Raw genomic sequence first — 12,555 nt, forward strand, 5'->3', positions numbered from 1 at the left:
CTCTACATCAAAAAGAATAAAAAGCAATTATGGGTTCGATATTCGTCATACAAGGTCTGTTGATATACATTTATGCCTTCGACCACAACCCGCCACATATACATGTGCGAAGTAATAGTGGAGACTTTACAGTCACACTTAAAGATCGTATTGTCGAAGGCAAAGGTAAATCGAAAGCAATCCAAATAGTAAATCAGTTTATAGACCAACACGAGGCTGAGTTGTTTGAAATTTGGGGCAAAGCTCAACGAGGAGAGAAAATAGAAAAAGTGAAACGATAAAAACGACAGTTTATGTTACTGACAATTACAGATGTAGAGTATTTGGGTGATTACACCCTACTTTGCACATTCAACGATGGCATAAGGAAAAAAGTTGACCTCAGTCCTTTGTTGCAATATCCGGCATTCAAAGAACTACAGGACAAGACACAATTTATCCAATTTGGTTTGCAAGATACCATTTTCTGGGCTAATGGAGCCGACATTGCACCCGAATACCTTTATGAGAATGGCATTCCTGCTTAGATAGACGCTTCGGGAAAAGTCTGCTGCTCTCTACCATTTTCCTCCCAGACCCGAAACATAGAGCGGTGGATCGTGGAAGAGAGTTAATTTGACAAATCAGGGTTCACATTCACAACCCGTATAAATTCCTGTCTTCCCGTTATTTGCGGGACACGGGCTGAAAGTTACAGCCTATAGGCTATCCACGAAAAGGTCATAACCTATCCCGGAAAAGGTATGCACCTTTCCGACAATAGGCTACCGGCTTTTTCACAGGCCACAATCGCCTTTCCGGCCGACAGGCATCCGTCTGCAAACCGACAGGCATCCGTCTGCAAACCGACAGGCATCCCTTTCCCATCCCAAAGGCAGGAATTTTCAATATGCCAAGTCATACTGTCTAAAGCATAGACTTACGAGTGCCAACCCTATGGGTTAGGGGTGCTAAAGCATAGGGTTACGAACCGCCCTATGCTTTGGCTGAAAACTGCTACTTGAAGAAGAACCTGAAAATGTCATTCCCGTTCGCATAGATCAGTAAAGCGAACAACAGGAACATCCCGGTGATCTGCGCATATTCGAGGAATTTGTCACTCGGCTTGCGGCGTGCAATCACTTCGTAGAGCAAGAACATCACGTGTCCGCCGTCCAGAGCCGGAATCGGCAGGATATTCATAAAGGCGAGGATGATAGAAAGGAAAGCCGTTTTCATCCAGAACGAATGCCAATCCCATTCCGCCGGAAACAGGCTGCCGATCGTACCGAAACCGCCCAGGCTGGATGCCCCTTCTTTCGTAAAGACATATTTCATGTCGCTGACATACCCCTTCAGCGTGTTCACACCCAACATGACACCGGCAGGGAAAGACTCGAAGAAACCGTATTTACGCGTCACCGTCTGGTACAATTCAAAAGGCGAAGCAGAATAAACACCCATTTTCCCGGCCGTATCCGTATGCAGCGTCAACGTTTGCGGGACACCCGCACGGTAAAAACCGACCGAGACATCCTTGTCCTTATTTTGCGCAAGCACTTCACCTACTTCATAGAAAGAAGGGGTTACGATACCGTTAATAGACACGATACTGTCTCCCGCCTGCAAACCGGCAACTGCCGCAGGCGATTCGCCACTTTCCGTCTTACCCAGTTCACGCACGACCATCGGGTAACGATAGGAAGCAAACCCTTTCTTATCCCGCATAACGCGCTGCGCCATATCTTCGGGGATGGGAATAACCGTTTCAACACCGTCACGCAGAACCGTTACGGTCTTTGCATTGAGTACATGGCGGAAACAGTCTTCACCGAAACGCTCCAACTCCGTATCATCCGCTTTCAGCAAGATATCTCCATCCCGAAATCCTACGTTATGGAAAGTCTCACTATAGTCCATACCGGCCTTCACATTTTTCAACGGCAGGAAAGTATCGCCCCAGGTGAACAACACCATCGAATAAATGAACAGCGCCAACAGGAAGTTGAACAGCACACCGGCAACCATGATCATCAACCGTTGTCCGGCAGGCTTGGAACGGAACTCATAAGGCTTCGGCGGCTGTGCCATCGCCTCCTTGTCCATACTCTCGTCGATCATACCGGATATCTTGCAATAACCGCCCAAGGGAAGCCAGCCGATACCGTATTCCGTATCGCTGTTCTTAGGTTTGAATTTGAAAATCGAGAACCACGGATCGAAGAAAAGGTAGAATTTCTCCACCCGGACCTTAAAGATACGGGCAAAGATAAAATGCCCGAACTCGTGGACCAACACCAATATCGATAAGCTCAGAATGAGCTGTAGAGCCTTAACTAAAAATGTCTCCATCTATCTGTTTCTAAATTTATATACGTTTTTAAAATAATCCGGCAGCAATCCGCCGTGCCTCCGCATCCGTCGCCACATAATCTTCGTAGGTGGGAACAGGGATGAAGGTGGCTTTCGCCATTGTTTTTTCGATCACGTCGCTCATCTGCAGGAAGCCGATCCCGTCACGCAGGAAAGCGGCCACGACCACTTCGTTGGCGGCATTCAGGATACAAGGCATGTTTCCGCCTTGGCGGACAGCCTCGAAAGCAAATGCCAGGTTGCGGAAACGCTTCATATCCGGCTCCTCGAAAGTAAGCGTCGCGTATTGGGTGAAATCCAGACGGGGCGCTTTGCTGTGCAACCGCTTGGGATATGAGAAAGCATAGCTGATCGGAAGTTTCATGTCGGGAATCCCCAGTTGGGCGATCACCGCACCGTCTTCGAACTGGACCATCGAATGGATCACCGACTGCGGATGCACCACGACCTGTATCTGTTCCGGCGTAACCCCGAACAACCATTTCGCCTCGATCATCTCGAACCCCTTGTTCATCATCGACGCCGAGTCGATCGTGATCTTCGCCCCCATGCTCCAGTTGGGATGTTTCAACGCCTGTGCCTTGGTCACGCCCGCCAGTTCCTCCATCGTCTTGGTGCGGAAAGGACCGCCGGAAGCCGTCAGCAATATCTTCTCCACCGGGTTCTCCCACTCTCCCGCTAAACACTGGAAAATGGCAGAATGTTCAGAGTCGACAGGCAGGATCGGCACTTTGTGTTCGACTGCCAAGGCCGTGATCAGTTCGCCCGCCACCACCAGCGTCTCTTTGTTTGCCAACGCGATCGCCTTACCGGCTTTGATCGCCGCAATCGTCGGTTTCAGCCCCGCATATCCCACCATCGCCGTCAGCACCATATCGATCGGTTCCGACTGCACGACCTGGGCAATGGCATCCGAACCCGCCCATACCTTGATGGGAAGGTCTTCCAGCGCCTCCTTCAGTTCGGGGTATTTCTGCTCGTTGGCGATTACCACCACTTCGGGCATATATTTACGTGCCTGGTTGATCAGCAGATCCACCTGATTGTTGGCAGTAAGAGCATACACTTCAAAAAGGTCGGGATGTTCGCTGACTACCTCCAAAGCCTGCGTTCCGATAGAACCTGTAGAGCCTAAAATGGCCAAGTTTCTTTTCATGCGTATTAAAATGCTATATATTCTTCGGGATTAACCGGACCGCCTTTGTACCACAGCTCAAAATGGAGATGCGGACCGGTCGACAGTTTCCCCGTATTGCCTACCAGAGCGATGGCCTCGCCCGCAACGACGCGGTCACCCACCTCTTTCAGCAATAATTCATTATGTTTATAGATAGATAAAAAACCGTTCTTATGCTGCACCTGTATCACATTCCCTGAGTTCGGGTCGAAGCCGGCAAAGACAACCGTGCCGTCCAATGTCGCCAACACGCTTTCTTTCGGAGCGGCAACCAAGTCGACGCCATAATGCCGGATATTGGCATCATAATGGGAAGAGACCACCCCATTCACAGGTTTGTAGAAAAAGACACCGTCGGTCGGAACCGGATTCGGGTCCAGGACAGCTAAGTTATATTTCTCCGCCTCTTCAAAATCCTTTACAAATTTCTTTTCCTCCTTCGTTTGCGGAATCTCATAGTCAGGGTTCACCCGTGCCAGCGAATCGATCTCGCGAATCGAATCGATGGGCATCGTCCCCGACAGGATACCCGCCACATTGTTCAGATAAAGAGATTGTATCTGTATCATCCTTTCCAATGAATCGGCACGCAAGGCATTCTGCATGATCTCCTTCCGGACTTCCACATCCAGATAGCCCGGCAGGTAGTTGCGTATCGGCGTCTTAATAATGATAAAGGCAGTAAAAGCGATCAGCAGGAAAGCAAACAAACCTAACATCGCAAATGCGGAAAGCTGCGACAACCGGAAAGACCATACTTCCTCCAGCGTTCCTTCATTGAAGAAAGACAGTTTGTATTTAAACCTGATCCGGTGCCAGAATGATTTCTTATTTGTTCGTCTTTGCTTTTGTGCCATGTGTATTCGTCAATTTCATAAATCCAGCAGACCTTCCGGGACGGAAACGGCCAGCGTCTTATTCTCATGATCGGCAGACAGGATCAGCTCCTCGGCGGCAGGCAACAACAGTTCTTCGCCATTATGGTCGATCTGCAAAAGGACATTGATGGTCGACTCGTCGACATCGGTAATCTCGCCGATTTCACCATGATGCTCGTCTATGACCCGGTAGCCGATAAAACTATCCCATGTCATATCTCCCACCAGGTCGTCCTCATCCACTTCATCGAGTGAATAAAAGACTTCGCGGTTGGAAAATTCACGGGCCGCTTTCTCGTCGTCCACATTCTTCAACTTCAGAAGAATGACGGTGTCCGTCTTATAGCGGTACTCCTCGATGAAAAAAGGGACCAGGATCCCGTCCATCTCGCATATGATATACGGATCGTCCGAATCGTCAAAGACATCGCTGTTCGTAACCAGTGCGATCTCCCCTTTTATGCCGTGAGGTTTGGCAAACTGCCCTATCTTGAAAACATCTTCTTTCTTAATCATGACAAGAATGTTTAAAGTCGGGTAATACGCGCCCCGATACCGTTCAACCGTTTGTCGATATTCTGATATCCGCGGTCTATCTGGTCGATATTGTGGATATGGCTGGTCCCTTCGGCGCTCATCGCCGCGATCAGCAAGGCAATACCGGCACGGATATCCGGAGATACCATTTTGGAACCGCGCAGTTTGAAACGATTACCCAGCCCGATCACGGTCGCCCTGTGCGGATCGCAAAGAATGATCTGCGCCCCCATGTCGATCAGTTTGTCGACAAAGAAGAGGCGGCTTTCGAACATCTTCTGATGGATCAGCACACTGCCGACAGCCTGCGTCGCCACAACGAGGAAGACACTCAGCAAGTCCGGCGTCAGTCCCGGCCAGGGAGCATCGGCAATCGTCATGATAGAGCCGTCGATAAACGTCTCGATCTGATAGGATTCGTGTGTGGGGATATGGATATCGTCGCCGATCTGTTCGACAGTAATCCCCAGGCGGCGGAATGAATCGGGAATAATCCCCAACATATCATAGCCTGTATTTTTGATCGTGATGTCGGAACCGGTCATAGCGGCCATTCCGATAAAACTGCCGACCTCGATCATGTCCGGCAGGATCGTATGTGTCGTGCCTCCCAACGCCTCAACCCCTTCTATTGTCAGCAAATTGGAGCCGACACCCGAAATACGGGCTCCCATGCGATTCAGCATGGAAGAGAGTTGTTGCAGATAAGGTTCGCAGGCGGCATTATAGATCGTTGTTTTTCCTTCCGCGAGCACGGCTGCCATCAGGATATTGGCCGTACCGGTCACCGAAGCTTCATCGAGCAGCATATAAGCGCCTTTCAGCTTCTTCGCCTCTATTTCGTAGAGCTGGCGGTCGGGATCATAGCTGAAACAAGCCCCTAACTTCTGAATGCCGACAAAGTGAGTGTCCAGACGACGGCGTCCGATCTTATCGCCTCCCGGTTTCGGGATCAGCGCCTTGCCGAAACGGGCGACCAAGGGGCCGACAATCATCACCGAACCGCGCAGGGAACCGCTTTTACGCAAGAACTCGTCCGTCTCAAGATAGTTCAGGTCGACAGCATCGGCCTGGAATGTATAGGTATCGGCAGCCGGATGTTCCACCTTCACCTGCATGTCGCGCAGGAGTTGTACCAGGTTATTCACATCCAGGATATCCGGCACATTATGGATTGTCACTTTTTCCGGCGTAAGCAATGTTGCACAAATGACCTGCAAGGCTTCATTCTTTGCACCCTGCGGAACAATCTCACCGGACAACCGGCAACCGCCTTCTATGACAAATGAACTCATCGCCCTTTACGTGAATAGTTTTTCTTGTTGTTCGTATTGTTACGAGCAAGTATATCACGGCTTTCCGCCAGCTTATGCACTTCTTCATCCAGGACGATCCGGCCTTCCGACAGTTCGTCGAGATCTTTGAAAATCTTCCGGTCGTCTACGGATTCCTTGTTCCAGGTCAGGAACGATTTCTTCATCTGGGTAGCCAGCAATTTGATCAGTTGGTCCTTTTCAGCACCCGGTTCGAGTTCGGTCGCTTTCTGGATCATTTTCTCAAGCGTCTTACCGTAATGGCGGTAGCGTATCCGCGAATTATTATAAGGTATGCGCGGGGGACGTGAGTAAAGGTCTTCTTTCTTGACGATCTCGTACGGATAATCGATATCCAGTTTGAAGTCGGCCATAATAGCCAGGTGATCCCAAAGAATATGCTTGAAGTCGTTTACATCGCGTAAATGGGGAAACATGTTTCCCATGATGTTGATTATTGTGTCTGCGCAGCGTTTACGTTCTTCCCTGTCCTGAATGGCAATGCAATAGTCCACCATATTCTGTATATTGCGTCCATATTCGGGCATAGCCAATTTCTTTTCTTCCGTATTATATTTCATTACAAATTCTGTTTATTCGGCAAAGTTACAGATTATAATTGATTTAAACAATACGGCTCCCATTCCGCAGAGTGTTAAGAAAAGCCTATAAAACCGAGGAGAAAGAAAACGGATATAATCGAAGTAAACAAACAATCATCTCTGAAACCGAAATTAAATTCCTATATTTATGCCCTATAAAAGAAAGACAGGCAAACAGCATTGCCGGATTCTGGATGAATAACAAACAAATACAAAGTTATGATTGATTCTTTAACATCACTGCGGTTTATATTTGCCATAATGGTCTTTGGTGCACACTGTTACGTGATAGACAGTTTTTTCAGCACCCACTTTTTCAAAGAAGGATTTGTCGGCGTCAGCTTCTTTTTTGTATTGAGCGGTTTCATCATAGCTTATAATTATCAAAAGCGACTCAGCGAAAACAAAATAACCAAGCGAACGTTTTGGGTGGCACGCATAGCTCGCATTTATCCGCTGCACTGGTTGACCTTACTAATCGCTGTCGCATTGGGCAACTATGTAATCGCATCGGGGACAACGGATTGGCTCAAACACTTTTTGGCTTCACTCACATTGACAAACAGCTACATACCTAAAGCCGATTATTTTTTCTCATTCAACAGCCCTTCCTGGAGCCTATGTTGCGAACAGCTTTTTTACTTCTGTTTCCCTTTCCTTATACCGCTAACCAGGAATTACAAACGCCTGCTCTGTGTTTTTATAATTGCAGCCATCCTGGTCATTACCGGCATGTATTTCACACCGGAAAACGACATTAAAGGATATTGGTACGTGAATCCGATCACCCGGCTTCCGGATTTCATTGTAGGTATGCTCCTATTCCAGCTATACGACCGGCTGAAAAACAAGAAGATCTCTTTGTATCAAGGAACTATCATCGAAATAGCCTCCATAGCCTTATTCTTTGCCTTTTATTTCTATGCGATTGAGATACCCAAGGTATATCGCTACTCCTGTTACTATTGGCTTCCGGTCGCAATGATCCTGATCAGTTTCTCCCTGCAAAAAGGCCATGTCTCGCGTCTCCTGTCCAACCGCTTTTTAGTAATAGGAGGAGAGATCAGTTACAGTTTTTATCTGATTCATCTTTTTGTTCTGCTCACCTATTCGGAATGGCAGAAAGGAAGCAGTGTCCATATAGCGTGGTATATCGCAGTTCCGGTTCTATTCGGTATCGTCGTCCTGCTCAGCCTGCTTTCCTACAACTATTTTGAAAAGCCGATGAATAAGCGTATCAAAATATACTTTCATTGCAGGAAGCACCCGAATCTTTCTCCCAAACACCAAAGGTAGACCGGATTCCGGCATTGAACGGCCGATGGATATTAAGCCGGCAACTACGACAGGCGATACCGGACAACAGCCCACGTCTGATTATAGTTATACGTTAGTATATACAATCGACAATACAAGTAAATGACAATAACCCCTTTTTTCTCCTTTTTCTATTTCTTCTGAAATTCCAGTTCATTTCAATCTTACATTTTGTCTCACCGGGCGGTTTTTATTTGACAACAGAGAATATGTGATCGGCAACTTATCCCGTTATCAGCATTATTTCGTCAGCCTGACCGGGAAAAACAAGAAAATATGATAAAGCTAAACTCCCGGAGAATCGTATATTTGCAGACAAAGTCGGGACACTTTCCGTTTATGCCAAAACCTTTTTTCCGGTTTTCCCCCGTGAGGTGCGCAGAAAATTTCCATGACGACCGTCTTCGTTGCCGTGAGGTGCCGATGTTATGGGTAATGACGACCGTCTTCCTGGCGATAAAGACCGTTGTCATGGCGATGAAGACGGTCATCGTGAGAAAAAGCCGGCGAATATAATGAAAAAAGGCCCGTTTTCACCTTTCCGGACGAGCCTTCCGGATCTTTTCATCATTAAGTCCGACAATTGTTAAATAACCTGTTTTTTACAATAAGCAATAAAGGATTGGCAAAGGTAATTCCTTCCGGAGGATACAAAAAAATCAGGGGGCAAAGATAATCCCTGCCCCCTTTCTTGATTTTTAGTCCGTTATTATTCTGATTCCGGTGTCTTACTGAAAATAGCATGGATACGTTTCATATCGAACTTAGGGGTACGGTCGTAATAATAAATACCGTTTTGCTCCTGTTCCACATCCGTCAGTTGCGTATAGCAATAGCCCCAAATATCATTGGAAAGAGACAAGACAGCGTCTACCTGACCTGCCAGGCGTGCATAAAACTCTTCCAGTGAGCGGGGAGGTTCGCCATAGCCCCAAGAGGTATTCTGGGCACTCTCCATCTGCTGTGCCGGGTTCCATTTGATACCGCCGAACTCATCCACCAGATAAGGCATATCTTTCTTATATTCCGGGAAAGCATACTGGTCGGTATATTTCAGGCCGTTGTAACCGATATTCATCGGCATCAGATGAATTTCCCATTTCGGGGCTTCCATCAGTTTGCCGCCGTTATACAGTTTTTCCTTCAACTTGACGGGGTCCTGTTCGTAGTTATGAACGGTCCAGATATCAGTTGCGATATGTGTTCCGCCGCTTGCCCCGTGGAAAGGACGCGTCGGGTCGATCATTTTCGTCAAGTTGTAGAGGTCGTGCATCAGACGCGGATACTGTACGCGGTCCGGCCAGAACTCCTCGTTGGTCGGCGTCCAGATCAGGAGCGACGGATGGTTACGGTCGCGCTGTACAATTTCACTCCATTCGGTAATGAAATTACGAGCCGTTTCCGTGTCGTTACAATCCATCCCCCAGCTGGAAGCTTCCCCCCAAGTCAGATAACCCATCTTATCCGCCCAATAATAGAAACGTTCCTCAAAAACCTTCTGATGCAGGCGGGCACCATTGAAACCTGCCTCCATAGAGAGTTCGATATCCCGTTTCAACGCCTCGTCACTCGGAGCCGTCCAGATGCCGTCAGGATAGAAACCCTGGTCGAGCACCAGACGCTGGTAGTAAGGCTTATTGTTCAGATAAATCTTATTGCCTTCGATATGCACCTTGCGCATACCGGCATAACCATTGACCTCATCAACAATATTGCCATTCTTATCCAAAACCTTGTACTCCAGATCGTAGAGGAAAGGGCTTTCCGGACTCCAGGTCTTCATCTTCTTGACCGGAAGAACCACGGAAGACAAGGCGTTTGCCGAAACGGTCCGGCTGGCAACCACCTTGCCGTTGTCTTTCAGCGTCACCTGCAATTGTCCTCCTGCTTCCCTGTAAAAGCGGGGACGGACTACCAATTGCTGCTGGTCGATATCCGGCAACACCTGAACCGACTGCAATCCTTCCGGATGGACCGCTTCCATCCAGACCGTCTGCCAGATACCGGTCGTACGGGTATAATTACAAGCATACGACTCAAATTGCAGGTTCTGCTTTCCGGCCGGCTGTGCCGCCCCGCGCACATCACTCTCCACGTAAACGACCAAGCTATGTGTCCGACCGGGTTTCACCAGAGAAGTGATATCCACGGCAAACGATGAAGTCCCGCCGAAGTGACGGTTCGCCAAAACACCGTCGATATAGACTTCCGACTTATAGTAGACCGCACCGAAATTAAGCAGGATGTTCTTTCCGTTCCATTCCTGCGGGATCGTGATCGGACGCTGGTACCAGAAATGATTGATAAAATCCGTATATCCTATGCCGGACAATTTACTTTCCGGGCAGAAGGGAACGGTGATCTTCTTGTCAAAGCCGTTCGATTTATAGAACTCGCGCTCCATTCCCGAACCGCCGAAATCAAACGAGCAGGTCCATTCCCCATTCAGGTTGACCCAGCCCGCCCGCTCGAACTGCGGACGGGGATATTCGGGACGCGGCATGGACCAGACAGCGGCCACGCACAGAAAAAGAGATAAAAAAGCGATGCTAATCCGTTTCATGCTTTTACTTTAGTTCGTTAATAACCGATTGATTGGCTTTCTTTACGGCAGCTTCGTCGATCTTGATCACTTTGCGGTCGTAGGTCATCAAACCATTTACTTCCCCTTCCACATCGGTTGTCTGCGTGTAGACGGCGGCAGAGAAGCCACGTTTCACATAATCTTTCAGGATATTGGCATATTTGACATATTCAGCCGTCACTTCGTCGCTGTTCTTAAATTGCACATATCCCCAGTTACGTTTGTTCCACCACAGGTGATTTTCCACCGGAAGGCCGATTCCGCCGTATTCACCCAACACATTCACCCGTTTCGGGTCGAACAGGAACATATCGGGAGCCGGATAGTTATGCAAATCCAGGATATCACCGCAAGGACGATGGTTACCGCCGCTTGCCGGGTTCACCAAGCGGGAAGGATCGTAAGTTTTTGTCCATTCGGCCGCTTTTTCCGTTTCAAACTGTCCCCATGCTTCGTTGAAAGGAACCCAAACGACTACGGAAGGATTAGATACGCAAAGATCCATGATTTCTTTCCATTCGCGGTAATAATTCGCCTTGGATTCAGGCGTACGTTCATGGTCTTTTCCACCGTTATACACGTGGTGATCCCAGATGTAAGAGCCATGATCGCCGCTCGGCATGTCCTGCCATACCAGGATACCTTCCTTATCGCAATGATAATACCAGCGTGCCGGCTCCACTTTCACGTGCTTACGGATCATATTGAAACCCCAGTCTTTCGTTTTCTTGATGTCGAACAGCAATGCTTCATCCGTCGGAGCCGTATAAAGTCCGTCGGGCCACCATCCCTGATCCAGCGGGCCGTACTGGAATAAATCCTGGTTATTCAACTGCATGCGCATGATGCCGGCGGCATCGCGTTTGGAAGAAATCTTGCGGAAAGCCGTATATGATTTTACTTCATCCAACACCTTCCCGTCTTTCGACAAAGAAACCGTCATATCATACAGATAGGGATTGGACGGACTCCAGAGTGTCGGGTTCTGCACGGATAAACGCAATTCCTTTCCCTGAACGCCTTTTGCGGAAGCCACTACCTGTCCTTTGTCCAACAACTTCACGATTACGATACCGGAATTGCAGTTGCAGGAAGTTCCTACCGTCACATTCAATGTATTATTGTCGATATTGGGAATCGACTTTACGGAAGTCACATGGGCTGCAGCTACCGGTTCCAACCATACTGTCTGCCAGATACCGGTTACAGGCGTGTACCAGATACCTTCCGGACGGGAAGTCTGTTTGCCGCGCGGTTGATATCCCTTATCGCTCGGGTCCCAAACACGGACAACCAGCTTCTGGTTGCTCTTTCCTGTCAGATACGGAGTGATGTTGAAAGAGAACGGGGTGAAACCACCCTTATGGGAACCGATCAGAATGTCGTTGACAAACACATCCGCTTTCCAATCTACCGCACCGAAATTCAATACGATATCTTTATTTTTCCAGGCTGAAGGAACAGAGAAAGTACGCTTATACCATAATTCGTTCTTTTCGCCTACTTCTTTCTGTACGCCTGAAAGAGACGATTCGACAGCAAAAGGAACCAAAATCTTGCCATCAAATGTTGCCGGTTCTACATCGCCAACCGGTTTGATGGCATATTCCCATTCACCGTTCAGATTTTGCCAATCGCCACGTTCCAACTGAGGACGGGGATATTCGGGAAGAACATTCGCCGGGTTTACCTGTTCCGACCACGGTGTCTTGATCTTATCTCCTACCGGTTTCCATTGAGCCTGTGCGCCCAAGGCCAGTGCCAATGCACAACATACAAATAAGGTCTTTTTCAT

At 48.3% G+C, this 12,555-nt stretch carries 13 protein-coding genes; 4 read left to right on the forward strand and 9 right to left on the reverse strand.

Annotated features, from left to right (window positions below; genetic code table 11):
* Positions 1–29: 29 nt before the first annotated feature.
* A complete protein-coding gene (locus ACW6QF_RS01240; protein WP_298549903.1) occupies positions 30–281 on the forward strand; it encodes a DUF4160 domain-containing protein in 252 nt (83 codons plus the stop codon).
* Positions 282–293: 12 nt separating this feature from the next.
* Positions 294–527 carry a DUF2442 domain-containing protein gene (locus ACW6QF_RS01245; protein WP_298549902.1) on the forward strand — a complete coding sequence of 78 codons (234 nt, stop codon included), beginning with the start codon at positions 294–296 and terminating at the stop codon, positions 525–527.
* Between the two features lie 200 nt (positions 528–727).
* Here the strand turns inward: ACW6QF_RS01245 and ACW6QF_RS01250 are convergent, their stop codons facing one another.
* From ACW6QF_RS01250 to ACW6QF_RS01280, 7 genes are all read right to left on the reverse strand, one after another.
* Positions 728–901: a hypothetical protein gene (locus ACW6QF_RS01250; protein ID WP_456086523.1), complete on the reverse strand. Its 174-nt coding sequence runs from the start codon at positions 899–901 to the stop codon at positions 728–730.
* A gap of 95 nt (positions 902–996) precedes the next feature.
* A complete protein-coding gene (gene rseP, locus ACW6QF_RS01255; protein WP_456086524.1) occupies positions 997–2,331 on the reverse strand; it encodes an RIP metalloprotease RseP in 1,335 nt (444 codons plus the stop codon).
* 28 nt (positions 2,332–2,359) lie between these two features.
* On the reverse strand, positions 2,360–3,508 hold the full coding sequence (locus tag ACW6QF_RS01260) for a 1-deoxy-D-xylulose-5-phosphate reductoisomerase (protein WP_456086525.1): 1,149 nt from the start codon (positions 3,506–3,508) through the stop codon (positions 2,360–2,362).
* A 5-nt stretch (positions 3,509–3,513) separates the two neighbouring features.
* Entirely contained in the window at positions 3,514–4,386 is an 873-nt protein-coding gene (locus ACW6QF_RS01265) for a M23 family metallopeptidase (RefSeq protein WP_298549898.1), read from the reverse strand.
* Positions 4,387–4,401: 15 nt separating this feature from the next.
* The gene (gene rimM / locus ACW6QF_RS01270; protein WP_456086526.1) at positions 4,402–4,923 is read right to left on the reverse strand and encodes a ribosome maturation factor RimM; all 522 of its coding nucleotides are present in this window, start codon (positions 4,921–4,923) and stop codon (positions 4,402–4,404) included.
* Between the two features lie 11 nt (positions 4,924–4,934).
* Positions 4,935–6,239, reverse strand: coding sequence for a UDP-N-acetylglucosamine 1-carboxyvinyltransferase (murA, locus tag ACW6QF_RS01275; RefSeq protein WP_298549896.1), 1,305 nt, complete (start codon positions 6,237–6,239; stop codon positions 4,935–4,937).
* On the reverse strand, positions 6,236–6,838 hold the full coding sequence (locus ACW6QF_RS01280; RefSeq protein ID WP_298549895.1) for a DUF4290 domain-containing protein: 603 nt from the start codon (positions 6,836–6,838) through the stop codon (positions 6,236–6,238). Before ACW6QF_RS01280 ends, murA begins: the two co-directional genes overlap by 4 nt.
* 240 nt (positions 6,839–7,078) lie before the next feature.
* Here ACW6QF_RS01280 and ACW6QF_RS01285 point away from each other — a divergent pair, with 240 nt between their 5' ends.
* Both ACW6QF_RS01285 and ACW6QF_RS01290 read left to right on the forward strand, forming a co-directional pair.
* Positions 7,079–8,155: an acyltransferase family protein gene (locus tag ACW6QF_RS01285; protein WP_456086527.1), complete on the forward strand. Its 1,077-nt coding sequence runs from the start codon at positions 7,079–7,081 to the stop codon at positions 8,153–8,155.
* Between the two features lie 390 nt (positions 8,156–8,545).
* Positions 8,546–8,692 (forward strand): hypothetical protein, encoded by a 147-nt coding sequence (locus ACW6QF_RS01290; RefSeq protein WP_456086528.1) that lies wholly within the window; start codon positions 8,546–8,548, stop codon positions 8,690–8,692.
* Positions 8,693–8,885: 193 nt separating this feature from the next.
* Here the strand turns inward: ACW6QF_RS01290 and ACW6QF_RS01295 are convergent, their stop codons facing one another.
* Positions 8,886–10,739 (reverse strand): glycoside hydrolase family 2 protein, encoded by a 1,854-nt coding sequence (locus tag ACW6QF_RS01295; RefSeq protein ID WP_456086529.1) that lies wholly within the window; start codon positions 10,737–10,739, stop codon positions 8,886–8,888.
* Positions 10,740–10,743: 4 nt separating this feature from the next.
* Positions 10,744–12,555: a glycoside hydrolase family 2 protein gene (locus tag ACW6QF_RS01300; RefSeq protein ID WP_456086530.1), complete on the reverse strand. Its 1,812-nt coding sequence runs from the start codon at positions 12,553–12,555 to the stop codon at positions 10,744–10,746.

The sequence above is a fragment of the Parabacteroides sp. genome (assembly GCF_977054455.1).